Source organism: Leptospira alexanderi serovar Manhao 3 str. L 60, assembly GCF_000243815.2.
In the GTDB taxonomy this organism is placed as follows: Bacteria; Spirochaetota; Leptospiria; order Leptospirales; family Leptospiraceae; genus Leptospira; species Leptospira alexanderi.
In genome coordinates, this window is record NZ_AHMT02000015.1 from 175,001 (window position 1) to 200,000 (window position 25,000).

Annotated in this window: 23 protein-coding genes and 2 pseudogenes (2 of these 25 cut by a window edge); 9 read left to right on the plus strand and 16 right to left on the minus strand. The window is 40.0% G+C overall.

What is annotated here, in order from left to right:
- Positions 1 to 202, plus strand: partial view of an ABC transporter ATP-binding protein gene (locus tag LEP1GSC062_RS04680; RefSeq protein WP_010578481.1) — the final stretch only. The gene continues 1,085 nt to the left of window position 1, outside the view; the window shows 202 of its 1,287 coding nt (coding positions 1,086-1,287); the start codon falls outside the window, past its left edge; the stop codon is at positions 200 to 202.
- Between the two features lie 48 nt (positions 203 to 250).
- Positions 251 to 1,561, plus strand: a complete 1,311-nt coding sequence (locus tag LEP1GSC062_RS04685) for a UDP-glucose dehydrogenase family protein (RefSeq protein ID WP_010578480.1) — start codon at positions 251 to 253, stop codon at positions 1,559 to 1,561.
- A 361-nt stretch (positions 1,562 to 1,922) separates the two neighbouring features.
- On the opposite strand, the gene LEP1GSC062_RS04690 is transcribed toward LEP1GSC062_RS04685, so the two are convergent.
- From LEP1GSC062_RS04690 to LEP1GSC062_RS04705, 4 genes are all read right to left on the minus strand, one after another.
- Positions 1,923 to 2,402 (minus strand): flavin reductase family protein, encoded by a 480-nt coding sequence (locus LEP1GSC062_RS04690; RefSeq protein ID WP_010578479.1) that lies wholly within the window; start codon positions 2,400 to 2,402, stop codon positions 1,923 to 1,925.
- A gap of 168 nt (positions 2,403 to 2,570) precedes the next feature.
- A complete protein-coding gene (locus tag LEP1GSC062_RS04695) occupies positions 2,571 to 3,701 on the minus strand; it encodes a 5-(carboxyamino)imidazole ribonucleotide synthase (RefSeq protein ID WP_020983565.1) in 1,131 nt (376 codons plus the stop codon).
- The gene (purE, locus tag LEP1GSC062_RS04700; protein ID WP_010578477.1) at positions 3,698 to 4,186 is read right to left on the minus strand and encodes a 5-(carboxyamino)imidazole ribonucleotide mutase; all 489 of its coding nucleotides are present in this window, start codon (positions 4,184 to 4,186) and stop codon (positions 3,698 to 3,700) included. The genes LEP1GSC062_RS04695 and purE overlap by 4 nt, the downstream gene beginning before the upstream one ends.
- Before the next feature lie 50 nt (positions 4,187 to 4,236).
- Complete coding sequence (locus LEP1GSC062_RS04705; RefSeq protein WP_020983475.1) at positions 4,237 to 5,637, minus strand: UDP-N-acetylmuramoyl-tripeptide--D-alanyl-D-alanine ligase; 1,401 nt, start codon at positions 5,635 to 5,637, stop codon at positions 4,237 to 4,239.
- A 208-nt stretch (positions 5,638 to 5,845) separates the two neighbouring features.
- On the opposite strand from LEP1GSC062_RS04705, the gene LEP1GSC062_RS04710 reads away from it, so the two are divergent.
- From LEP1GSC062_RS04710 to LEP1GSC062_RS04720, 3 genes are all read left to right on the plus strand, one after another.
- Positions 5,846 to 7,525 (plus strand): glycoside hydrolase family 13 protein, encoded by a 1,680-nt coding sequence (locus LEP1GSC062_RS04710; protein ID WP_020983519.1) that lies wholly within the window; start codon positions 5,846 to 5,848, stop codon positions 7,523 to 7,525.
- A gap of 579 nt (positions 7,526 to 8,104) precedes the next feature.
- A complete protein-coding gene (locus tag LEP1GSC062_RS04715; protein WP_139356666.1) occupies positions 8,105 to 8,566 on the plus strand; it encodes a hypothetical protein in 462 nt (153 codons plus the stop codon).
- A 1,461-nt stretch (positions 8,567 to 10,027) separates the two neighbouring features.
- Positions 10,028 to 10,474 carry a helix-turn-helix transcriptional regulator gene (locus LEP1GSC062_RS04720; RefSeq protein ID WP_010578473.1) on the plus strand — a complete coding sequence of 149 codons (447 nt, stop codon included), beginning with the start codon at positions 10,028 to 10,030 and terminating at the stop codon, positions 10,472 to 10,474.
- A 568-nt stretch (positions 10,475 to 11,042) separates the two neighbouring features.
- Here LEP1GSC062_RS04720 and LEP1GSC062_RS04730 read toward each other — a convergent pair.
- From LEP1GSC062_RS04730 to LEP1GSC062_RS24230, 4 genes are read right to left on the minus strand one after another with little or no spacing between them, the layout of a single operon-like run.
- On the minus strand, positions 11,043 to 11,924 hold the full coding sequence (locus LEP1GSC062_RS04730) for a hypothetical protein (RefSeq protein ID WP_010578472.1): 882 nt from the start codon (positions 11,922 to 11,924) through the stop codon (positions 11,043 to 11,045).
- Between the two features lie 16 nt (positions 11,925 to 11,940).
- Complete coding sequence (locus LEP1GSC062_RS04735) at positions 11,941 to 12,681, minus strand: hypothetical protein (RefSeq protein ID WP_010578471.1); 741 nt, start codon at positions 12,679 to 12,681, stop codon at positions 11,941 to 11,943.
- A complete protein-coding gene (locus LEP1GSC062_RS04740; protein WP_010578470.1) occupies positions 12,678 to 13,007 on the minus strand; it encodes a hypothetical protein in 330 nt (109 codons plus the stop codon). Before LEP1GSC062_RS04740 ends, LEP1GSC062_RS04735 begins: the two co-directional genes overlap by 4 nt.
- Positions 13,004 to 13,345, minus strand: coding sequence for a hypothetical protein (locus tag LEP1GSC062_RS24230; RefSeq protein WP_020983512.1), 342 nt, complete (start codon positions 13,343 to 13,345; stop codon positions 13,004 to 13,006). The genes LEP1GSC062_RS04740 and LEP1GSC062_RS24230 overlap by 4 nt, the downstream gene beginning before the upstream one ends.
- A gap of 519 nt (positions 13,346 to 13,864) precedes the next feature.
- Between LEP1GSC062_RS24230 and LEP1GSC062_RS21080 the strand changes: the two are divergent.
- Positions 13,865 to 14,067: pseudogene (locus LEP1GSC062_RS21080) on the plus strand (hypothetical protein); the annotation flags it as partial.
- Between the two features lie 404 nt (positions 14,068 to 14,471).
- Here LEP1GSC062_RS21080 and LEP1GSC062_RS04750 read toward each other — a convergent pair.
- From LEP1GSC062_RS04750 to LEP1GSC062_RS04765, 4 genes are all read right to left on the minus strand, one after another.
- Positions 14,472 to 14,813 carry a TRL domain-containing protein gene (locus LEP1GSC062_RS04750; RefSeq protein WP_010578468.1) on the minus strand — a complete coding sequence of 114 codons (342 nt, stop codon included), beginning with the start codon at positions 14,811 to 14,813 and terminating at the stop codon, positions 14,472 to 14,474.
- Between the two features lie 5 nt (positions 14,814 to 14,818).
- A complete protein-coding gene (locus LEP1GSC062_RS04755) occupies positions 14,819 to 15,142 on the minus strand; it encodes a TRL-like family protein (RefSeq protein WP_010578467.1) in 324 nt (107 codons plus the stop codon).
- Between the two features lie 15 nt (positions 15,143 to 15,157).
- Positions 15,158 to 15,601, minus strand: coding sequence for an adhesin Lsa14 (gene lsa14 / locus LEP1GSC062_RS04760; RefSeq protein WP_010578465.1), 444 nt, complete (start codon positions 15,599 to 15,601; stop codon positions 15,158 to 15,160).
- Positions 15,602 to 16,602: 1,001 nt separating this feature from the next.
- Complete coding sequence (locus LEP1GSC062_RS04765; protein WP_020983474.1) at positions 16,603 to 17,820, minus strand: tetratricopeptide repeat protein; 1,218 nt, start codon at positions 17,818 to 17,820, stop codon at positions 16,603 to 16,605.
- 13 nt (positions 17,821 to 17,833) lie between these two features.
- Here LEP1GSC062_RS04765 and LEP1GSC062_RS04770 point away from each other — a divergent pair, with 13 nt between their 5' ends.
- On the plus strand, positions 17,834 to 19,948 hold the full coding sequence (locus LEP1GSC062_RS04770; RefSeq protein ID WP_078125115.1) for a sodium-translocating pyrophosphatase: 2,115 nt from the start codon (positions 17,834 to 17,836) through the stop codon (positions 19,946 to 19,948).
- Positions 19,949 to 20,011: 63 nt separating this feature from the next.
- On the plus strand, positions 20,012 to 20,167 hold the full coding sequence (locus tag LEP1GSC062_RS04775; RefSeq protein ID WP_010578463.1) for a putative signal peptide: 156 nt from the start codon (positions 20,012 to 20,014) through the stop codon (positions 20,165 to 20,167).
- A gap of 354 nt (positions 20,168 to 20,521) precedes the next feature.
- Here LEP1GSC062_RS04775 and LEP1GSC062_RS04780 read toward each other — a convergent pair whose 3' ends face one another.
- The gene (locus LEP1GSC062_RS04780; protein ID WP_020983476.1) at positions 20,522 to 21,058 is read right to left on the minus strand and encodes a DUF1564 domain-containing protein; all 537 of its coding nucleotides are present in this window, start codon (positions 21,056 to 21,058) and stop codon (positions 20,522 to 20,524) included.
- Positions 21,059 to 21,315: 257 nt separating this feature from the next.
- A pseudogene (locus LEP1GSC062_RS04790) lies at positions 21,316 to 21,701 on the minus strand (transposase family protein); the annotation flags it as partial.
- A 133-nt stretch (positions 21,702 to 21,834) separates the two neighbouring features.
- On the opposite strand from LEP1GSC062_RS04790, the gene LEP1GSC062_RS04795 reads away from it, so the two are divergent.
- Entirely contained in the window at positions 21,835 to 22,128 is a 294-nt protein-coding gene (locus LEP1GSC062_RS04795) for a hypothetical protein (RefSeq protein WP_425268425.1), read from the plus strand.
- 99 nt (positions 22,129 to 22,227) lie between these two features.
- Here the strand turns inward: LEP1GSC062_RS04795 and LEP1GSC062_RS04800 are convergent, their stop codons facing one another.
- Entirely contained in the window at positions 22,228 to 23,190 is a 963-nt protein-coding gene (locus tag LEP1GSC062_RS04800; protein ID WP_010578459.1) for a hypothetical protein, read from the minus strand.
- Between the two features lie 635 nt (positions 23,191 to 23,825).
- Positions 23,826 to 25,000, minus strand: the 3' portion of a protein-coding gene (locus LEP1GSC062_RS04805) for a 3-deoxy-D-manno-octulosonic acid transferase (RefSeq protein WP_010578458.1). It continues 82 nt past the right edge of the window; the window shows 1,175 of its 1,257 coding nt (coding positions 83-1,257); its start codon lies beyond the right edge, outside the window — the gene reads right to left on this strand; its stop codon occupies positions 23,826 to 23,828.

The following is a 25,000-nucleotide window of genomic DNA, read 5'->3' on the forward strand; positions in this document are numbered from 1 at the left end:
TTTCCGACTTCCCTTGAATTTTTCTGCAGGCAAATACTCTCTCGGCATCGCCTTACACGAAGGAGATAGTCATGTTGAAAATAGTTATCTCTGGAAAGACGGAATTCTTTCCTTCGAGTTGGAACGTTTAAATTTGCCTAAATTTGAAGGGGTTGCTTGGCTTCCGGTACAAAGTAGGTTCAAAAAAGACACTTCTTTCTGATTTATTTTTCTTTCTCAACCTGGAAAGGTCGGAATTCTGGTTCTCAATATGAAAGTTTGTGTGGTTGGAAGCGGATATGTAGGTCTTGTCGCGGGTGCTTGTTTTGCGGAATATGGAAATCATGTGATTTGTGTAGATAAAGACGAAGTAAAAATCGCAAATCTTAAAAAAGGTATTATTCCTATTTATGAACCTGGACTTTCCGAGTTGGTCTTGACCAATTGGAAGGAAAAAAGACTCGAGTTTACCACTTCTCTGCACGAGGGAGTGCAGAAGTCGGATATCATTTTTATCGCTGTAGGAACTCCCACTTTACCGGACGGTTCTTCCGATCTTTCTGCCGTTTTTGCGGTGGCAAAAGAAATTGGTAAGTCCATGAACGGATACAAGGTTATTGTAGACAAATCTACTGTGCCGGTCGGAACTGCGGCCCAAGTGAAAGCGATTATTGCAAATGAAACCAAGGAAGAATTTGACGTAGTTTCTAATCCGGAATTTTTGAAAGAGGGCGCGGCGATCGACGATTTCATGCGTCCCGAAAGAGTCGTGATTGGTTCCGAAACCCAAAAAGCCGGAGATTTGATCGCACAACTTTATGCTCCTTTCGTCCTCAACGGAAATCCTATTTTAAGAATGGGAGTCGTTTCAGCGGAACTTACGAAATACGCGTGTAACGCGTTTCTTGCGACTAAGATTTCTTTTGCCAACGAAATCGCAAACCTTTGTGAGGTTGTCGGAGGAAATTACGAGGACGTTCGTAAAGGGATGGGAACCGACTCTAGAATCGGGAGACAGTTTTTATACGCTGGAATCGGGTATGGCGGTTCTTGTTTTCCTAAGGACGTTCGCGCTTTGATCAAAACGTCTGAAGACGAGGGTTCTCCTCTTCGGATCATCCGTAAAGTGGAAGAGGTCAACGAAACTCAGAAACTCAGACTCTATGAGAAAATCGTAAAGTTCTACGGAGAATCGAACCTTTCCGGAATGATCTTCGCGGTTTGGGGACTTTCTTTCAAACCCGGTACTGACGATATGAGAGAGGCTCCTTCAATTCCCCTACTTCTGAAATTATATGATAAAAACGTAAAATTACGCGTTTACGATCCGGTCTCGAAAGAAACCTCAAAAGTTTATTTTGAAGGAAAAGTGGAATATGCGACTGACGCATATTCCGCTTTGAATGGTGCGGATGCTTTGTTACTCCTAACCGAATGGAGAGAATTCAGAGAACCTGATTTTTCAAAGGTCAAGAACCTTTTGAAAAATCAGGTCATCTTCGACGGAAGGAATCAATATTCTCCTGAACTGATGAAAACGAAAGGATTTCAATATTTCTCAATTGGTAAGCCGAACGTATAATTTGTGATTCTTTTTTAAAAAGGTCTATGATGTGCCGCTTTTACCCCTTTTTAGGTTGTTCGTTTTTGTGCACCCCTGTTGCTTCAACATGAATTGAATCATCCGGAAAAGAATTGGATAAAGTCCAACTTGAAATATGACATTCTACGTTTTTTCGAAGATGAGCGCCTATGGGCTTTTGTAATCATGTTTAAAATCGAAATCGACAAAAGAAAGTTGATCTTTTTCTAAAGAGTTTTTTTATTCTTTAATACTCATCCCTACATAATAGAGTGTCCAAAATTCTGCGTCTAAACGGGGATTTGTGCTAAAATTGGCGATACTCCTTTATGTAGAGATCGGTAATAAAAGGAATCCTCGCCTAAATGGAATAATAGTTCCTTCTGTAATACAACAAAGGCCTCAAACTGTCTTCCGATCCGGCGGAAATTACTTTTCCAATTACGATAGAGTGATCTCCTCCGCTCACAAATTGTTCCACCTCACATTCCATATAAGAAAGAATTCCGGGCAAAATAGGAATTCCCAACTCTCCCGTTTTACATTTAAGTTCTTCAATGAGAGTGTGTTTATCGGTTTTTCCCGAGGCAAATTGATTTGAAAGGGAATCCTGCCCCTGCGCCAAAATGTTCACGATAAATTTACCGGAATCGTAAATCGGATCGTGGCTGCTTATGTTCTTCTGAAGACAAAATAAAACAAGGGGAGGATTGAGTGAAAGAGAACTGAAACTGCTAACGGTTAGACCGCCGTGTTTTCCAAGATGAGAATATGTAATAACGGTAACGCCGGACGGAAAGTGTGAAAGTGCATTCTTAAAAACGTCGTCTGTAATTTTCATGAGGTCGATCTTAAAACCGAAAGACTCTCTGTCAACCGATCGAAGTAGAGATGATATTGAACTCGAATATGATGAGGATAGTAATTTCGTTCCTTTTATCTCTTTTGCCGATTTAAAAATGATTTCGTATTTCAGGATCTGGGATCTTTGAGTAATTGATTTGGAAAATTAATTCCAGCTTGAAAAAGCGGATTCAGGATTAGGACCAGAATAATTCCAGTGCCCCATCTTTCTTTCGTTGAGAGCTTCGGTTTTTCCGTAAAGGTGGAGATGATAATAAGGATTTTCTAATGTATTATTCCAAAGCGGAGAATCTGGTTTGTAGTCCTCTCCCAGAATGTTCTTCATCGTAATCGACTTTGCCGGAATCGTATTCGGAGAAGGTAAATTGCAAAGAGTTCTCAATTGAAGGGAAAATTGAGAAAGGGTTCCCGAATTTTGACTGAAATGCCCGGAGTTATGTGGTCTTGGAGCGAATTCGTTGCAAAGAACTTCCTCGTTTTTGATGAAGAATTCAATTCCGAAAACTCCCACATAGTCGATCGTTTCCGCCAATTTTTTAGAGTAGTTTACGAGTTCGGTTTCTATCTTTTCCGAAAAATTTCCTGGATAAAACGTGAGATCTAAGATCTGATTTTTATGAACGTTTCTAGAAGGACGAAAGTTCAGGATTTTTCCGTTTTCAAATCTCGCTAAAATTACGGAAGCTTCCGCGGTAAACGGAAATAATTCCTCCACGATATGATTGAGTTCTTTTAAAACGGAAAGCGCAGAGGAGAGTTCCTCCTTGGTCTTACATTGGATTTGTCCTTTTCCGTCGTAACCCATCGTGTTCGTCTTGAGTATGCAGGGAAATTTCACGTTGGAAAGAACGGAAAGTTTGTCTTTTTCCGTAAAAACCGGATAAAAGTTTACCGTTGGGATTCCCGCTTTTCGAAAAGAGGTTTTTTCCTTCCATCGGTTTTGCGCGATTCGAATACAACTTGGGGAAGGACGAACTTTGAGTCCGGTTTGTTTTGAAAATTTATCTATCGTAGAAAGTGCAATTTCTGGAATATTCTCAAATTCGAATGTAAGAGCGTCTATACTTTTCAAAAAAAAGACCAACGCTTCTTCGTCCTCGTATGCAGATACGTGCGATTTTGCCCCGGCTCCCGCGGCGGGAGAATTTTTTTCGGGAGAATAAACGGAAATCTCGTATCCAAAAGGAATCGCTTCCAAACAAAACATTCTCGCGAGTTGTCCGGACCCCATTACCCCAAGCCTCGAACCTGGAGCTAAAACATCGTTATCTTTCACAAGAGGTCCTTGTTTTTTGAAAGAGCATCCTCTCGAATTTGATTTCGATATTGCTCGAGTTTTTCGGAAAGTTTAGAATCTTGAAGGGAAAGGATTCTTATCGCGAGCAGACCTGCATTCTTTGCACCGGTGGTCCCGATTGCAAGAGTTCCGACAGGAACGCCTCCCGGCATTTGAACAATGGAAAGAAGACTGTCTAAGCCGTTTAACGTTTTGCTTTGTACGGGAACTCCGAGGACTGGAAGCGTGGTCATCGAAGCGACCATTCCGGGAAGATGAGCGGCTCCCCCGGCCCCTGCGATGATTACGGAATAACCGTTTTGTTTTGCCGATTTAGAAAATTCTAACATATACTCGGGAGATCTATGCGCGGATACGATTTCTTTGTGGAAGGATACGCCGAATTCTTTTAAGACCGATTCCGTTTCTCTCATCGTCTCCCAATCGGAATGACTTCCCATGATGATTGCCACTTTTGCGCTCAAGTCTTTTCTCCTGTTGAAGATGTTTCTTTCGATTGTAGTGTTTGCAAGTATTAAACAGGAAGGGAATCTACGAAGCGCTCCAATCGAATTCCGCGTGAAGCTTTCGCTAAAACGATGGAACCTTCCGGAACCGTTTGCGAAAATTTCCGAACGAGTTTTACAAGTCCTTCGTCAGTTCCGGCAAAATGTTCGGAAAATCTGGGAAGGGTTGTTCGTTTAACAAATTCTTCCCGAATCCAAAGAGAGTCGGTTCCAAACGTAAAAAGTCCTTTTAGATTCTGGAATTCGGAACACTTTTTTCCGAGTTCCTTATGGAACTTTTGGGAATGTTTTCCCAATTCTTTCATATCTCCTAAAACTACGTAAAATTCTTTTCCATCCGCGAGTTGATCGGCAACTTCCAAGGATGAAAGCATCGATTCGTAATTCGCATTGTACGTGTCGTTGATTACGGAGTATTTCCCTTTTTGTAAATCCAGTCTTTTATCGGCGGATTTGAACGCGGAGATCCCTTCTCGAATCCATTCCGTAGGAACTCCGACCGTTTCTAAACAGGCGATTGCGATCGCTAAATTTTCTAGAAGTTTATATCCGGGTAGATTCCATTCAATTTCTTTGCCCTTGTATTCCAATAAGAATCCGGAAGGTCTTTTCCGAAGAACGGAGAATATATGATCCGGTTTTACAAGAATCAATCCGCCTCCGTGTCGGCGGAGTTTTCTTTTTAGTATTTTAGAATATTCTCCCGTATTTGGATAAAAGAGTTTTCCTCCCTTTACCAAGCCCTCGGCCACTTCCGCCTTCGCTTTTGCGATGTTTTTTTGACTTCCTAAAAATTCTATGTGTGCGGTTCCGATTGTAGTAATTAGAGCGAGATCCGGTTTTGCAATTTGAGCGAGTCTTGCAATTTCCCCTTTATGATTCATTCCGAGTTCGCATACTACGATTCGAGTTCGATCGGAAATCCGAAACAGAGTGAACGGAAGTCCGATTTCGTTATTGTAATTCTTTTCAGTGACGACCAATATGGGTTCTTCGAGATTTTTTAAACAGCTTCCTAAAACTTCCTTCGTCGTGGTTTTTCCGCTGGATCCGGTAACTGCAATTACGATCGGATTAAAACGCGATCTGTGGAAGGCGGCGAGTTTCCCAAGAGCAACTAACGTGTTCTTTACAGGAATTTCTTTAGACTGCTCTTGGGAATTGAAGTTCTTTCGAATCGGATGGTCTTCTTCGACTAAAAAATAACTCGCTCCGCGAGAAAGTGCGTCTCCGATAAATTCGTGTCCGTCCCGATTCCCTCGGAGAGGAACGAAAAGAGAACCTTTTTCCGCCTCGGTGGAAGCGGTCGTAACAGTCGTAATCAACGATTCCCTATAAAACCAAGTATCCGATGTGAATCCCAATACTTTGCGGACGGTTTCCGAGTCGTAGGAAAAGGTCGCCTTCATGAATCCAGATTGTAGACGCGGGATGTTTTGAAAATTCTAAAATAAACGATTTGTCCGAATAATTAAGAATAAACTTTTGTAAAAATCGAAACGGGATTCAGGATGGGTTTGAATACTACAAATCCATATCTTATGTTGAAGCGAATTCGGTTTGTAAGGATTGACAACCTTCATTCCAATATTTTAGATTCCATAAAGCCGAAGAGACATGACTGCGAAAAAAACAATTTCCAAAAAAAACTCCCCCTATCCAATCGATAAGTGGTGGCAAAAGACCACGATTTATCAGATTTATCCTCGTTCCTTCGCGGATAGTAATCAAGACGGAATCGGAGACATTCCGGGCATCATTTCGAAGTTGGATTATCTTTATGATCTTGGGTTTGAAACCATCTGGGTATCCCCTTTATATAAAAGTCCTCAGATGGATCACGGTTACGACGTTAGCGACTATTATTCGATCGCTCCCGAATACGGAACCATTAAAGATGCAGAAAAACTAATAAAAGAAATCCATAAACGCGGAATGAAAATCATTTTTGATATGGTGATGAATCACACTTCTATCGAACACGATTGGTTTCGACAATCCCGTTCTAACCGCGATAATCCTAAAAGGGATTGGTATATCTGGAGAGACGGAAGAGGGAAGAATAAACCTCCTAATAATTGGAGTTCGTTCGTTACTCCCAAAGCTTGGCATTACGATCCCAATACCGATCAATGGTATCTTGCGAGCTTTTTAGAGTTTCAACCGGATTTGAATTATTACAATCCCGAAGTTAAAAAGGCGATGTTTGACGTTTTGCGTTTTTGGCTTAAGAAAGGAGTGGACGGTTTTCGTTTAGATATCTTTCACGCGATCTATAAAGATAAACACTTTCGGGACAATCCGTTTCGATTTAAATACATAGTCTCGGAAAACGATCACGACGGTTATTTTCAGAGTAGGGTTCATACGGTAAATCATCCGGATAACTTCGTATTTGCAAAGGAACTAAGGGCCGTTTTGGACGAGTTCGACGGAGATCGTTTTGCGGTCGGAGAAGTTGCCGGAGACGATCATATCATCAAACGCTACTTAGGCGAAAAAAAAGATGGTTTGAATCTCATCTTTTTGTTCGAAACCCTGTTGTTAAAGTTCAAAATGAACTTTTTTAAGGGAATCATCAAAAAGATGGAAGAAGTGTATCCGTATCCGAGTATACCCACATACGTTTTTGGGAATCACGATCAAAGACGTTATATGATGAAGATCAATAACAATCTTGAAAAAGGAAAATTGGTCGCCTTGTTTCAATTTACCGCAAGGGGAGTTCCGGTCACTTACTACGGGGAAGAGATCGGCATGACCAACGAGACGATTAAGTTGACGGAAGCTCAGGATCCCCTCGCGAGAATTTATCGTTGGTTGGGCGATTCGTTTTCCGAGCTGTTGGGACTTGCGGATGTTATCATTCGGGATAGGGCAAGATCTCCTATGCAATGGGATGATACTCCGAATGCGGGTTTTACAAGTAAGAAGGCAACTCCCTGGATTCGAGTTCATGGAAATTATCGGGAAAGAAACGTTTTGATCGAATCGGAGGATAGGGACTCTCTCTTGAATACGTACAGGAACGTTCTCCGTCTTCGAAATAAAAGCCGAGCCTTAAAGGAAGGGTCTTTGAGATTGATCGAAGAAAACGTTCCGAAAGATATGCTGGTCTATTTGAGAGAATTTGAGAAGGAACGTAAACTAGTCGTTTTTAATTTCGGGAAAAAGATCAGATTTTTTTCTAATCCAACGGATTGCGGAAAATATTTCTTTTCCACCGTTCCTTTTGAGCGCAACGAATTTGAACAATTCAAGATGCCGCCTTGTTCCGGGATTATATTAGGGAATTGATATATTTAAATAAATTAATTTTATATTTTATCTGCCAGGAGAGACATCATTGCTCATAGATAATCTGCCGGAATTGTTTTTGTTTTCCGGGTTTCTTGAAAACTTCTTTAAATTACAATCATTTGCTCTAAAGCCGTTTTGTTCGCCTTGGATAAAATGGCAATTTTAGGCTTGGGTTAGACTCGACATTCGTATTATCGCGAAATGAGAAAGCGGTAGTGAGATGGGCAACTGATTTTGATTGTTAGGTACCGTAAATTTTGGCGCGGATCCGTTTTTTGGGATACTGTTTATAACAACTCAGTCAGAAAAGAAAGTGTGTAAAAGTAAGAAGCCGGGATTTTTCTTTTTCAGTTTTAGAAGATTTTTTGCCGCGAAAAATAATTTTCCAAAAGCGATAGAATGAAAAGGGAATATGTCTGTGGATTCGTGCACATTCAACTTAAACTTTTATCGATTTAAAATCTATATTCTTACTTTAAAATCAAACATTTTGATCGAATATAATCGATATTCGATCAAATTTATAGAGAAATAGATTTGGCAATTCTAACCTTCCCTTCTGAAATGGGAATTGCAATGAACATAGAACTTACTCGGAAACAATACGAAGCTCTTCTTAAATCTTTGGCGATCACTCGCTTTTTATACCATTCCATTCTGGATGAAGAGGAACCTGCTACGGATAGATTGGATTCGTACGATGCCTTCGAGGACATGGAGCAACAAGTTTTATCTTATGCAAAGGCTTTGGAAGTTTCCCATTTGGTAGCGTATGATAACGAAGAAGAACTTCATTATCTTACCAGAGAATTCGAAGAAAAAACGGACATTTCCGATCTTATTACCGAATATCAGGACAGTATCTTTTGGGATGAACTCATTCAGAGACTTGCGGTAAGGGATTTTATAAGAACTTATAGCGAACCTGAAATTAAAGGAATGGCAATTGAGGAAAGAATAGAGAAAGAGGCTCCTTTCATTTCAAAGTATGAGGAGATTTTCACCGAGTCGGGAATCGAAACCTTAGAGATCAAGTAGTATAAGGATGTTTGTTACACTATGGTCGAATTTGCGAGATGCAAAATAATTTTTCCGATTTCTTTTTCGAATTACCGGGCCCAATAGATTTACTTCGGAGTTGATTTTTTATTGTGTATGAAAATCGTCTAGAAAAATATCGACTTCGATTTACAGCGTGTCCCGAAAACTGCGATCCTTAGAGAGCCATAACGTTACCCACAAATACTTGGATCCGAAGATAAATCTGTCGGAATTACGACAATCCTCTGTGAAAAGTCGGCCCCAGAACGCGCCCTAAACACCGACCCATAGGAAGGTGTTTGCTGAGTTCAGGAAGCGTTCTGCTGAGTTATACCTTTCGCGCCCTAAACACCGACCCATAGGAAGGTGTTTGCTGAGTTCAGGAAGCGTTGTGCCTGAGTTTCCCTGATTTTGGGTGGTGGGGGAGAGGAGGAGGGAAAACTCGGGAGGTTTTTCTTTACCACAAAATCATACTTCTCGCAAGTAAAAAGCCTCATTCTCGTCGAACACTTGCATTTTATTGTATGTAATGTTCTATCCACTAAAATCTAATCACTAACACGTCGGAACACTTGCGTTTTATTATATGTATGTAAAGTCCTATCCACTAAAATCTAACCCCTAATCACTGACACGTCGGAACACTTGAAAAATATCAGTTTTTGATCCTTATGATCCAAAAAGCCTTCTTAATTTGTGTGGTTGGTTATGTTAGAGAGCGACGCATTAATTTTTCTGCTTTATCAAAAACGTCAAGCTGCAAGAACCTGTCCCCCCGGGAAACTCAGCGAATGACTTCTTATGGGGCGGCATTCAGGAAGTGAGATGCTTTAGTTTCTTTTGGGACAAGTTCTTATACTGAGTTTCTTTTTGGCGAAGGTTTGATTTTATGCGGAACTAGTATTTTTAATATTATTTTTCTTTTTTTACCGTCAAACTCATGTTAGGTTAACATCTACAGATATCAGAAAGGAGATCGAATTTTTATTTGATAAGAGTTCCGTTTGAGGAAATCGAAGCGAATGATTAAAAAAATCTCGAAATTTCTTTACTTCATCACAAAATTCAGTTTACGACATTATAAGCTGTTTTTTGAAATATTCTGGATACTTTTCCCTGCAGTATTTGGCTCATTCTCTAAGAGTACTAACCAGAAAGGAATACTCTAAAAAACCATTTCAATTTTAGTTAGTAGACTTGGACTTTTCTTAATTTTGTTGTTGGAAAACAAAATAATCAAATTCATACTCCGGGGAATTGGACAGATATGGATTTTACAATTTATGCTAATTTGATATGACTCGAAGACTTAATATTTATTTATAAATTCTGCAAAAAACTTATATTTCCGTTCATTAAATCCATTTTTAAGGTTGTAATAAAAGGGGTATAAGTTAGATATTTTAGTAAATTTATAAAAAGGGATCTCTAATTCAAAATTGAATTAACGTAGAATATATGGCAAATAAAATTATTACAATTCCTTTGACAAATATAGACTTTTCCTCGCCGGGAAAACGGCTTCGCTATGCAGTCAAAAACATATTAGCGATGAATGATGAAGACTTTGCGACCTCGATAGGTAAATCTCAAAACTATATCAGCTATATTTGCAACGATAAACGTCCTTTGTTAGATAAACTTGCGGCGGATATAGAAAAAACGCACGGTATTTCGGGTCTTTGGTTAATTAAAGGGCAGGGAAGTCCTGAAGTAAACTCATCTCTTAACGAAAATTCCGGAACCGTCAAAAAAATGAAAAAGCGCGATTATCTATGGAATAAAATCTCAAATGATAAAGCGGAAGATACGTTAATTTCATTTTATGATGAAATTCCACTGGAAACTCGTAGTCTTATTTATCAAATGATTGTCGCTGTTTCTAAAAATAATCGATCTACTTAAAATATTCTTCGAGTTTTTAAGACAAAAATGGATCAGTCAAATTCAAGTATGCGTCATTCGGATAGTTTTTTGCGTTAGTTGGCAAGTTATAATTTTGTATTTAAAACTTCTTTTTATAGATTTCGTTTTTCTTCTTCGAGCTCTTTTGGATCTATATTCTAATGAGATTCAATTTTTCAAATATTCTCACAAATGGAAGATAATTCCTGCGGTAACCTATCTTTGAGATAGATTTTTGGGAACGAGACAATTTGTCTGCGCCTATCTTACGAATAATTAAAACTCCCATCAAACGATTTACGATTAGATAATTGATTGAAGACTTAAAATAACGTGGGTTCGACGTAAATTACGTCTCTTTACGGTTTTAAACGATTTTTTTGCAGCTATGGTTTCTGCATTGATTTGTGAAAGTCGAGATAGTGATAGCGTTTTTGATTTCATGAGAATTTCCGCATTTGAGATAGACTCTGATTTTTTTACGTAAAACTCACGTTATTTAAAAAATAGTCCTAAGAATCAAAGTATGATCGGGTTCATTCGAATCGGGAGCGTACAATAGAAGTTTTTATTTTGCCATTTCTTCCGCGAGCTTGCACTCGGGAATCTCCTCCTTTTCGACTTTTTTCTCTTTTCTATAGCCGATGATATGACCTGGAATCGAAGCCGTCAGGCCGATCAGTTTACCAGTGGAACTTAAAATCGGTCCCGCCGAGTACGTCGCATAGGCGGGATATAACGTTCTATAGGCTATCAATTCATTTTTCAGATCGCATTTGTGTCTTAGATATCCCAAAGCATCTTCCGAAGCGCGCGCCTCGGCATACAATGGACCGAAAATCGGAACCGAATAGGCAAGGCTATAAAAAGATCTGTGTTTTCTGAGTGCAAAGTCTTTTGCATGCCCGCCCTCGTGAAGAACAACCGATGGAATGTCGCTGTAGAGATTGATCGTATTTGAATATGGATTGTAGTGATCGCCTGTAAAGAGTCCTGCAAAAAGTCTTCCTGGAATAATAACTCCGAATAACCAATTGATGATTCCAAAAGTGTATTTTAGAATCGGATGAACGTTATCCGATCTCCAAAGCTGCACAAGATCGTCTATCGGGGCATATTGATTAAAGCGGACTTTTACATCTTGAAGATTATTTTCATTGATATAATCCTTTAGGTAATTCTTCGTTTCTTCGGATAAACGATGGTTGTTCATTTTTTTGTTCCAGAGAATCAGTTTGGATAAGACTCCGAAAATATTTCCTAAAAAATCCAAAAGCCAATACGGTTTTCCTTCTTCAAATTGGGGGTTTTCTTCATTGAAATAGTTTTGGTTTGGATAATACGGTTTTGCATATATGTATTTTTTCTCTACGGAATAGGTGCATCCGATCGAAAGAAATAGTGATCCAAGAAGAAGAAAAGCGCTCAAGAACTTTAAGGTCGAATTCATAAACTTAAAAGATATCCTAGTGATTTCTGAGAGAAACTGGTTTAGAAGATTGTTCTAAAGTAATTTTTAGCTTTTCAGAAAATTCTAATAAAGCCGTTTTCCCGAGTTGATTGAGTTGATCCTCTCGATTTCCCCGGAACCCTAAGTAGGGTAGATAAATCAACCATCCCAAAACCGTAGTCGTAGCCAAAGTGAAATGACAATCGGTCACGTTCGAAGCGATAGAATCTACGTATTGAAAATCTAAAACGTTTTCTTTTTTTGTGAGGTTTACGACCTCAATATTTAGTTTTACTTCCGTTTCGCTTCCGAAAAAACAATGGTCTATCGTCTTGAGCTCGAAGTCTTTGATATAAATTTTATACTTTTGATCAGTTTTATAATCGTTTCTGTTTCGATCCAATTCCCTTGCAATCACGGTTCCTACGGAGCCGTATTCGTTTTCCAATTTTTCGGGTGCAAGAAAGAAAAGGGACGGTTTTCGAATTGCGAACGTTTCATTCTTGAGTGTCGGAGATTCGAGGATTTCAAAATTAAGATTCGGATTCGGAACTGCGAGGTGCGGGATCGTGTCTAAGTTGCCTACGTCGTACGCGATGCCTCCTTTTCGGGGAATGTAGACCCGGATTGCTATACAACTTATGAAGGAAAAAAGGAATAAGGGGATAATAAAAAGATGGAACGAACTTTTGGACAATACCAAGCATATTTTTATATTTTGAATATTATAAAAGATTAATTTTCTGTGCTTTTTCATTTATCATCCCCTTTGGTGACCATGGCTGTAATTGTCGTACAGTATCCCGTTCCGATAAAGCCGTAATACCAGGATTCTTGAAGTGTGATCTGAGAAAGGATTCCACCTTTTGCTTGTTTGACGATTTTTGAATATGCGTTTACAAAACGGTCGTTAACTCCGATCGGAATGAACATGAGTAAAAGAAACCCGCATTCTTTTGCGTAGGCCGGATAGGTGATAAAGTTGGAACTTGGTTTTCTATTTTTATCTTCCGATATGATGAGTGGTTGGGAAAAGCAGGAAAACGTAAACAGTAAAATGATTCCGATAATCTTTAGATTCATCGAACGGCATCCCCTGAAATTGTCATACATTGAGTGATTCCCACGATTGCCCAAAACCAAGTTTCTTCGATCGTAATATTTTTAATCGATTTAGTTCCTGGGATTTGTTGAATCGCGTCTGAATACGCCCTTTCTATTTTAGAATTTTGTTGAATCGGAATGAAATAATACCAAGGTATAAGAACGCCTAAAAACCCACAGGCGGTCCCCTTGACTCTTCCAAGTATTTTTTCCTCTCCGGAAAGAACGGGCTGAATTGAGATATGACCAGAGGAACAGGTTGCGGCAGAGAAACACAGACACAAGTAAGCAAGTAAAACGATAGAACGAGATTTCATGGAAATTACTTGTATTTGAATTCTGTTTATTATGCGGAATGCGGTAAAGTATTTTTCTTTATAAAAAGAAAGGATGAACGAAGAAATTGCCTGATTTTGAAATCGTTTTCGAAGTATGTGCGGATTATCATTTGAATGATAGCTTTAAAAATTGATAAGTTGGTTAACGTTTTTCGAAAGTGATCTTATATCCCAAAAGGGTTTTAACTCGGACGCATAAAAAGAATACTGTAATAAGTTTGTTTCAAAAGTTAGAATGTTAGATCTTCTTTAAAAAAGCCAACAATTCTGAATTCGGCGCAATTTTGTGAGGACTTCTATATTTCTGCAAAAATCGCTCGTTAATTCTTGGTACTATTTTCATACGTCCGAGTAGTAACTCGGACAAAATTTTAAAAATTATTTTAGTTCTGTTTAAAAAATAAAAGTTTTATTTGAAAATTAATAAAATGAATTTAGTAAATTATAATAAAGATTATTAGTTCAAATTAATTCTTTTATTGAAAGAAGGGGAAGTTTTTGAAATTAAAGTTATTTCTTATTTCTGAGATTTTTAGTTTTGCTAAAACGAAAGGGAGTATCTTTTGAAAAAAATACTAGTTTTATTGTTGGTAACGGCTCTTCTATTAGGGTTTCTTTCTAACCGCTCTTCCGTGCCCGACTATCGTGGTGGATTGAACAATTCCGCAAAGTATTTGGTTGCGGAAGCCGAAGTCTTAATTAACGTGAGCAGGGTCGTAAGAATCCATGATTCATTTTTCTGAAAGAAGTTGGAATCTGAATTTTGTAAATCTATTCTTAAAATGTGGGAACTACCACAAATCACGATTTTACGAACAATTCTAAAATTGTAGGAACTCCTACTTTTAGAGAATTCTTTCTCATTTTCTCCACGAACTCACGTTAAGAAAGTATTTTTTAGGTTCTATCAAAAGCTAAAAATTTGGATCCTTGTAGGATGCGAACGAATTGGGAGAGGAATCGATTGAAAGAATTTTTTCGAATGGGAAAGGAGTAAAAGATGAAAACATTGAATATGATTTCCGCTCTGGGGCAAGATACATACTCAATGTTTGATAGAATTTGTTTTTTGAGAAGATTAAAAAACTACTTTTAAGTTGTTTTTTTATTCTCCGTAAACCACGACGCATTCTCTTGAGAAAATCGGTCCTAAAATTCCAAAAGTGTTTTTGTCTACGACCGCCACCTTTGTGATTTGGCCGTCTTTCATGGCTTCTGCAATACTTCCTTCCCCGCCGGAATAATAAGTCCAAAGCAAAAAAAGCGAGTAGTGGTTACAAGACTTTCCGCTTTTTAGAATTTTTGCATCTGTCGGACCTCCAGTCGGGGTTCCGGATACGTGGTAGCTGGAAGAGTTGAAAATCAACGCTGGAAAAATACTCGTCGCACAGTTGGAAACGACAAACGCCGTTAGAGAGATTACAATCAGACTGATTAATTTTTTCATTTTTATTATTCCCCACTTACGATGGTGCAATAGTTGCTATAGACATGGCCCAGAACCGAAAAAGTAGAATGGTCTATGTTTGCGATTCTGGAAATTTTATTGTCCAATGCGATTTGGCCTGCGGCTGCATCTCCCCAGGTTACCAGGTTAAGGACGTTGTGAGCACAACCTTCCGCTTTTTTAGCAGTAGGAACTTCGTTGGAACGGTTGATTTCCCCTGGGAAGGTCGTAACTGTTACGATGAAACCTTGTTGGGGACCGGTTGCACAATTCGATAAGAATACCGAAAAGCCGAGGGCGACTAGAGTCAGGATGATGATTTTTTTCATGATGATCCGTTTTCCTTATTTTTTCTTTCCGGCTGCAGATTTTGCATCCGTTTTTGTTTCCGTAGTTGCGTTAGAGCCGGTTACGACTGTACAAAATTTATGATAGATAACACCGGACAAAACTCCCAATTGTTCGTATTCTATACTGGCAACTTTTGTAATCTTACCGTCCGCTTTTGCCGCTTCGATGGAAGAATTCCCGAAAGATACAAGCCATAGAATGCTTTTAGAACACGCTTTTCCTATAGAAGTATTTTCTGCATTGTCTCCAATTTGGCCTGGAATTACACCGTCATGCACAATTAATCCCCCTTTAATGATTATCGGGGCACCGACTCCATAGTCTTTGGTTGGGTTGGTATTTGGTTTAAGGCCATAAGCATACATAATATTCGTGCCTGTACACTGAACCGCCCAGATTGTTGTGAAGCAAATGAAAAGTAAGGATTTGAGTTTCATTTTTCTCCTGGATTCCTTTTTTAATAATCTCGAACGTTCCTCACAACTAAATCTTGAGTAACATCCGGAGGTGCCCAAACTAATAACAGTGATGTTTTTGTAAATAGAGAATCACTAGGATAAAATAAATTTTGATTTTTTTAACAAGAAAGTGTCTTTTACTGATCCCTATAAAATAGAATATCGTTATAATTTGAGCACAAATCACGCGTTTAGACGCAGAATTTTGGACACTCTATTATGTAGGGATGAGTAAGACCTAATCTAACGTAAATATCAATGCGAAAGCGATTGAAGATGGAAACTCAGCAAAACACTCCCTATGGGTCTGTTTAAGATCAACAAATTGGAATGGCAAAAGAATTACGTTTTTCAGATGATCCTTCAATTTGTTGATCAGAGCAGAAAGCGCGGTCCGGCCAAAAAACTAAAGTGACACTGTTCTCTACCATAACCTTACCCCACAAATTAAGAAGGCTTTTGGGATCATAAGAATCAAAAGCTGATATTTTTCAAGGGGTTAGTGGATAGGGTTTAGGAGTTAGGACTTTACATACAATAAAATGCAAGTGTTCAGACGTGTCAGTGATTAGGGTTTAGATTTTAGTGGATAGAACTTTATGTATAATAAAATGCAAGTGTTCAGACGTATTAGTGATTAGGGTTTAGATTTTAGTGGATAGAACTTTACATACAATAAAACGCAAGTGTTCCGACGTGTCAGTGATTAGGGTTTAGATTTTAGTGGATAGAACTTTACATACAATAAAACGCAAGTGTTCCGACGAGAATGAGGCTTTTTACTTGCAAAAAGCATGATTTTCTGATAGAGAAAAACCACCGGAGTTTTCCCGCCTATTTCGCGCCCCGTAGGGAGCGAAATAGCCAGCGAGCAGCGGAGTGTCGTGAGCGGCTCTCAACGAAGTTGAGAAAGAAAGTGACCCGTAGAGAGCGAAATAGAGTTTATTCGCCCCAGTTTTCTCCACGAACTCACGTTCATTTTATCTTTCAAATAAAAAAGAGGATTCTTCCGAGTCGTATGCAAATGGGGAAACGATTTTAGAAAGGTCTTCTTCCTCTTTTTGTTTTCGGATCTTTGCAAAGTGGGATTTCCATTCCTCCGCTTTGAAGTTGGAATCCTGAGTAGGGTTTCTCTGGAGATAAAAAAGGGAAAAAAGCAAAAGCTCCCGATTAAAACCGGTTTGTTTGAGTTTTGCATCTAAGAATTCTTGATTGATTTTGCGTTCGCTTTCCACGATTTCCTGAAGGATTTCAATTGCCTGAACGTCAGTGACTGATCCTTGCTGTCGGTAAATTCTATGAAGAGGGTAAAGGATTTCTTTTTCGCAGTTTCCGTTTTTTTTGAGGCTTAGGTAAAACGCTCTTCTAGACATTGCGAGAGAATCGTTAAACCTTCGATTTTGCAAAAATTCAAGTGCGGCCTGATAGGCGAAGATCGGTTCATTTCTAAAAATCGCTGCTCGATCCAAAAGAAACTGCTCCAAGTTGGAGGACTTTTTTTTCTTTAAGGATAAGAGAAGAGTTTTATGAAGGAAGGGATTGTCCGGGAAGTGGAGAAGAAATTTTTTACATTTAGAAATTGTTTCGTCAATTCTTCCGAATTCGTACGAAGCATTTACTTCCGCTTCGATTGCGGATAGGTCTTCTTTGTAAGGATTTTTTTCACGGATCCAGTTCAAGGTTTCATTGTAATATCCTAAATTCCCGAGCTTAGAACTTAGAATCAGTACTTTGTACCGAAGTGGCGGATTCTCAGGATTTTTAGAAAGGCTGAGTCTTGCAAACTGGTAAGCTTTTGTCGGTTTCTTAAGTTCTTCGTAGCCTGCAGAAATTTCGTCCATCAAGGAAAAATTTTCCGGATCTAGGGCGATACTTTTCTCGAAACTTTCCATTGCAGTTGTTAGATCTCCCTTACCGATCCAGGCTCTTCCTTCGATTTCGTAATAAGCGCCGGTTCTTTTATTTCCGAGGGAGTCGGCGATTTGGAGTCTCTGAAGGGCTTTATCGTATCGGAGCTGATTCAATTCTTCCCGGGCCTGTCGGAGGAGCTCCGAATAAGAAAAGGTTGAATTCCCATAGAGCGTTGAATAACCTGTGCAAAGTACAAAAAAGAACCAAGTGGATAGCAGTCTCCCAGCCAGTCTGTTCGGTAGAATTCTTCCCATCTTTTTAAACATCGGAACATTGAAAAAAAACAAGAGGTTTCACTGAATGAATTCAGTTACGATTATTATCGCCATGTCTATTTTGGCGATCGTCACTGCGGTAGTTTATGCCCTAAAAGTTACCACCATTAAAGTGGGCGCTGCGGGCGGTAACGAGAAAGAAACGAAAAAACTTTTAGAAATATCTTCCGCCATTTCCGAAGGGGCTATGGCTTTCCTCGTCCGGGAATACAAGGTTATTTCCGTATTCATCGCCTTTATGGCAGTCCTAATCGTTCTTCTTTTGGACAATCCTGCCACCGAAGGGTTTAATGACGGAGTTCATACAGCGATTGCTTTTGTTGCAGGGGCCGTGATTTCTTGTCTTTCCGGTTTTATCGGAATGAAAATCGCAACCGCAGGAAACGTAAGAACGGCGGAAGCGGCAAAAACATCCCTTTCCAGGGCTTTCCGAGTCGCTTTTGACTCCGGAGCGGTGATGGGATTCGGACTCGTAGGACTTGCGATCCTTGGGATGATCGTCCTCTTTCTCGTTTTTACGGGAATGTATCCTACGATAGAAAAACACTTCCTTATGGAATCCTTAGCCGGTTTCGGTTTAGGCGGTTCCGCGGTGGCGTTATTTGCCCGAGTAGGCGGTGGAATTTACACAAAGGCTGCGGACGTAGGAGCGGACTTGGTCGGTAAGGTAGAAAAAGGAATTCCCGAAGACGATCCAAGAAATCCCGCTACGATTGCGGATAATGTGGGAGACAACGTGGGGGACGTAGCCGGAATGGGAGCCGACTTGTTCGGTTCTTGTGCGGAAGCGACTTGTGCGGCGCTTGTGATCGGTGCTACTGCCTCGGCTCTTTCCGGGTCCGTGGACGCTCTTCTCTATCCGCTTCTGATTTCCGCTTTTGGAATTCCCGCTTCTCTTTTAACCAGTTTTCTTGCGAGAGTTAAGGAAGGTGGAAACGTAGAATCCGCGTTGAAAGTTCAGCTCTGGGTTTCCACCTTACTTGTCGCGGGGATCATGTATTTCGTAACGAATACATTTATGGTGGATTCTTTTGAAATCGCAGGGAAAACGATTACCAAGTGGGATGTATATATATCCATGATCGTCGGACTTTTTTCCGGAATGTTTATAGGGATCGTAACCGAGTATTATACTTCTCATTCTTACAAACCCGTAAGGGAGGTCGCGGAAGCGTCTAACACCGGAGCGGCGACGAATATCATCTATGGACTATCTCTCGGATACCATTCTTCCGTAATTCCGGTGATTTTACTCGTAATTACCATCGTAACTGCGAACCTTCTCGCGGGGATGTATGGAATTGCGATCGCAGCTCTCGGGATGATTTCCACGATTGCGATCGGTTTAACGATCGACGCTTACGGGCCGGTGTCGGATAACGCGGGTGGGATTGCTGAAATGGCTGAACTCGGAAAAGAGGTTCGGGATAGAACCGATACTCTGGATGCGGCGGGAAATACGACTGCGGCGATCGGTAAGGGTTTTGCGATCGGTTCCGCAGCGCTTACTTCTCTTGCACTTTTTGCCGCGTTTATCACAAGGACGCATACGATCAGTCTAGAGGTTCTGAACGCGGAAGTGTTTGGAGGTTTGATGTTCGGGGCAATGCTTCCTTTTTTATTCACTGCTATGACAATGAAATCCGTAGGTAAGGCTGCGGTTGACATGGTGGAAGAAGTTCGTAAACAATTCCGTGAAATTCCGGGAATTATGGAAGGAAAAAATAAACCGGATTACAAACGTTGTGTGGACATTTCCACTACGGCAGCGCTCAGGGAAATGATTCTTCCCGGATTACTTGTTCTTATGACTCCGATCCTTGTCGGGTATCTTTTCGGAGTGAAAACTCTTGCGGGTGTTCTTGCGGGCGCGTTGGTCGCGGGAGTGGTTCTTGCTATCTCTGCGGCGAATTCCGGCGGAGGTTGGGACAACGCAAAGAAATACATCGAAAAAAAAGCCGGTGGTAAAGGTTCCGATCAACACAAAGCGGCGGTCGTTGGAGATACGGTAGGAGATCCGTTCAAGGATACTTCCGGACCCTCAATCAACATCCTGATCAAACTGATGGCGATCACGAGTCTCGTTTTTGCGGAATTTTTCGTTCAACAAGGCGGGCTGATTTTTAAGTTTTTTCATTAAGAAACCATAAATTAGAGTTTTCTAAAATTAAGGCCCTTTTCGTTGAAAGCGAGGAGGGCCTTTTTGCACGCGGTTCAAGTCGATCAGGAAAAACGCACCGTAGTTTTTTCGGGGGAATTTGAACACGCGGAACACGTTCAAGAAAGAATTCTGACTTACGGAGCCGATCCGAGAATGTCCAATTCCAAAGGTTCCATGAGCGCCACGCTTGAGAAATAGATTCTGAAGACGAAAGGCAATCTCATCCGCATTTTAGTGGATAGTGAATAGATGTAGCGTCCTATAAAAGGTAAATTTTTCTTCCAAGTTAAAATTTCTTCTAAGCCCTAACAACTAACCACTCGCATCTTGAAGCGGGCGTGCCCCGGCGAAACTTTTCTTTGTCTTACTCGCCGGGTCGCGCTCTCGGTTTCAATCTGCAAAGCACCATTTTAATCTTTTTGAATATATGAATGATTTCGTTTTTGTCTTTATTCCTCCGTTTTTGAATGGTGCATTGCAGTATTTTCACCTCGATCGCTCACGCGTTTTGACGGCAAGATTTTTGTCGTTTAACTTGAGTGAGACGATTTTTTAGAGGTTTGGCTTTGGTAAGGAGGACAAATGTTTGCTTGTGATTGGGTTCGGTTCGAAGAATAAGGCCCTGGAAATTTGATTTTTTCGTAGATTTAAGGTCCAAGTCATCTTGTAAGTCCCGTGAAACTGAGGAACTCCCCGGTTCATCGTGTTCACAATAGAATCCCCGACTCCAACGTCTTCCAACCAAAGAAGATAATTAAAAAGAAAACACCTGGAAACCCCGTGCGCGGCCGCCAAAGCACCCAAAACCGCCCAAACTCCGGAATTCACATGAATCGTCATCTTCTTCAATTCGCCCACACCCCAGTTGTATTTGATCTTCCCGGCTCTCCAATGAAGACGATCCAGGGACGCGAGGTGCTTCGTATACCTCTTCAGTAAAAAAGGAAGTTTTTTGGAAAGGGCCTTTTTCTGAAACGCGTCCAGTCGGTTCCAATAACTCATCGGAATCAAAAGGGAATCGGTGCCGATCGTTCCTTCATTCAAAGAGGATAGAATTTTTTTCTCGCAAGAAAGTAAAAGAAGGTCCATACCCGAAGCGGTTCCAGAGCCCGGACACAACGGATGGGATTTACGAAAAAAGCGAGAGGAGGATATTCATCTTTTACAAGTTCCGTAAAATTGAAAGCGATTCCGAAAAGCGAACTCAAAGATCCTAAAGTTTTCCTTAAAAAGGAAAATTTATCGTGTGTCCCAAAACTTAATTCTACTTTATCAAAAACGTCAAGCTGCAAGGTTCTGCCGAGCCCCGGTTTTTTTCATAAGAAAAAACTGTGGCTGGGCAGGTTCTTATGAGAATGGATTCTTCCGTTGTCGTATGCTCCAAAGAATCGTAGAATCAATGAAAGAAATTCCGGAGCATTTTCCCATACAAGTATTGGATAGAAACGAAGCTATAACAGATAACGTATTCGACGTCAGCTCAACAAAACGATTGTAACTTACCGTTTTTAGAAATTCGGATTTCAGGTTCTTTTTTATTTCTATCAAATAAAAATTTTTAAATTCTCTATAATGAGAAAGATGAAAAAAAACCACGATTGTTGCTACCTCATTCAGACTTAACTGGAATTTTCGGTTTCTTTTCTTATCACGGGACTAAAGTATTTTTCCGTTCTAGTTTATTTTTTGTTTTGTACAATTAATCGTTTATTGCACAAAATATTGATGTCAGATCCGTATTTTACCCTTTTTTGCTGGAAGTCGGTTTAATATGTGATCTAGCGTTTTGAGTACAAGATCTTTCTCATTACGCCGAACTCACGTTGTTTTATGAAACCGTAACGGAGAGGGATCCGGATCGAAGATTGAAGTTCGAAATTAAGGCGGATCCGAATCTAATTCCCATCACAATGTTGGGCTCGCACGTCGTTTCCGGAGACGCTTATTTCGACGCCTTACAGGGAGAGTACGAATTAGAATACAATGAAATTCTAAATCACAAAGAAAAACGAACCGCTGTCCTTCGGCTGAGGAGAGGAGTAAATACCGTTTGTCGACCCGATTTAATTTTTACGCGTCTCTCTGGGAATTTTCTGATGAGGGACATTCAAAATTCGGTTTTGAGAATCTTGAAACGAAGGATTGAAGCTACGGGATAAACGCATATTCCGTATAGTTCGCTTTACGAGCAACCATAAACGATTCGAGAATCATAAACACGAATGCCTGCCGTATGCAAATATTCAAAAAATGTAAATCTAAAAAAATCCGTCGAAATCCCTAAATGGATTGTCATAAATGAAATAGGCAATTATGAACGGCGTAGCCAAAACATCAATCACGATCGTAAACGGATACATCAGATAGGTTAATCCATAGCCGACCACATTCCAAGGAGAAAACGTTTTAAAAGATGGCTCAAATTTGATTTGGACAATCGGGGAAATTGTCTGGGTGGGCGGCGGTTCGGATAACCAAATCGCATAATTTTTAAGCGAAGAGTTAGCGTAAGTCCAACCTCGTGTAGTACTAAAATAGGTTGGAGGAGATTTCGGAATTTCCGAAAGAGAAAGTGATTTCGAATCCGGTTGCTTCGAACAATCGAATTCGGCCGGAATGCAGACATGTCGCATTTTAAAGTGATCGAAGTCTTGCTCCCGTTTTGAACAATCCAAAGCTACAATTTTATTTTTTGAATCCGCGATACAAAGCTTATAATCAAAATAAGACTGTTTTACCGTCCAAGCCTCTCGAATGTCTGAAATTTTTTTCTTAATGTGAGGTCCGCGATAGATGGTGAGATTTGTATCGACCCACCAGGGAAGATCATTGATCACTATTCCGACATCGTAAAGAAACAATCTGCTTTCTGCCGTTTCTATACGAATTGGCTGATTCGAATGTTCATTTTTGAATGTACATGTTTGTTCGAATTCACGAAATTGAACATCGTAAAGATATGTATCCTTTTTTTGATCGTTCGTATCGGAGGGAGTCGCGCAATAATAGCTGAACTTTCTTTCGTTTTCCCTTACATAAGAGAGCTCTAATATCGGACGATCCTTGTCCTGTAGAATTCGAATTTCGTCTAGATTCGGTCGTTCATATTCGTAAAAAGAAGTCCGACGCTGCTCTTCACGCAATTTCATAGTGAGGCAGTTTGCGGAAGATAAAAGAGCCAGAAAGAGGCAAAAAAATCGAATTCGTTTATCAAGAAACATTGTGTTGAACCGCTTTTCGTTTTAAAAATGAAACGACCTAAATCCGAAACGAACTTCCTATGGATCCATTTCCCTTATTTATAAGAATCTAAAGTGTACGACTTTCTATTTAAAATATCAATTCAGTTTATCAAAAGAGAGCTAAATTCGACGAAGTTTCGAATTCGAATAATTGATCTTTTTGTAAAAAAATTGCGAGACCTGCTTGATGACTCTATGTGTCGCTTCCCGGTGCGTTTTTTGGGAACTCCGGCTGCCGCCCAATCATAACTTCTTGACCCATTCAACTGGATTTAAACCACTTCTTGGAAATAATGAATTATCTCGAATTTTCGTTTTCTGTCACGAAAAGACCGCTATAATTACGACAAAGTCCCGTTTCGAGTATGTAACGTTATTTTAACGACGACTCGACGAAAAATAAATGAGGCAGTCTTTCGCTTTCTTACTTTTTCGGACGCGCACGTTCCGACAATAACCTCGTTTGACGCTTTTGAAATGCGGAAATTCTTCGTTACAACCGTCAAACAGGATTCCAAATTTCGGCTACATTCTTTTTGGACCCGTCATTCGAAAGATTCTTTTTCGAGAATTCCCCCGGATAGAGAAAAAGAGCCGAAAGAAGCGTAAATATATTATAATTTAATAATCTCCTCGAACAACCGTTTCGCCGCGCCCCGACCGGACTGAACGAATTCCGCGTTGTGTTTTCGGATTTTTTCGAATTCTGTTTTTGGAATGTTCAAAATATCGAATATGTCCTTCGGGGATTCCACGATAAACAACCCTCCGGTTTGATTTAAGATTTTAGCCTCGGGGGAATTGGAAATTTTAGGGCCCGTCATCAAAGGTAAACCGAAGGTTGCGGGTTCCAAAACGTTGTGGACTCGATTATGAAGGGCGCCTCCTACATAGGCGAAGTCCGCAGCCTGATACGCAAAAGCTAAAACGCCTAACACATCAAAGATGATCGTTTGAGCGGACATATTTTCGAAAGGAACGGAAGTCCAGGTTTGGTAAGAGATATTCGCGTTCTGAAGATTGTATTCTATGGAAGTTATCCGGTCGGGGGAAGTTTTGTGAGGAAATATCCAAAACGCGATTTCGTATAACAAATCCGGATTTTTAGAACGAATGAACTCGTAGAGAGAGACGATTAATTTTTCACAAGGCTCGTAAGTGGATGCAAATAGTATAATTTTAGAATATTTATAATTTTTCGGTTTTTTGAAAATCTTCCGATTGTCCTCGATTTTTTTCAGAACGATATCGAATCTCGTATCGCCTAAAACCTTCACCGGGATAGTATCCGGAACCAAGGAACGGAACGTATCGTAAAAGGATTCGTGAGAAGGAAAAATACCGTCCAAATGGCTAAAAACCGCCTTTGTCAAACTTCCTGTGATTCCATTATTTCGCTTTCCAATCACAGCAGAGCCCAAAACGATTTTGGTTCCGAATTTTTTTGCGGAAAGAATAAGATTCGGCCAAGTGTCCCAAGCCATTAAAACAAGAACCTTAGGATGAAAGAGGGAAAAAATCCAGTTGTAACCAAAAGGAGAATCGATCGGAAGGTGAAAGGTTTCGTCGGCGGGAAATGCTTCGAGTTGAGAATCTCTAACACTTTCGGAAAAAACAGATTGAATCAAAAATGCGGACGGATCATATTTTCTAAACTCAAGGGCTAGGGCTTTGCACTGATCCAATTCTCCCACGGAAGCCGCGTGCAACCACACGGTATGTTTACCGGAAAGATCCAAAACTTTGGAAAGAATTCTTTTTTTATCCTCGGACCGTTTTCTAAAAAAAA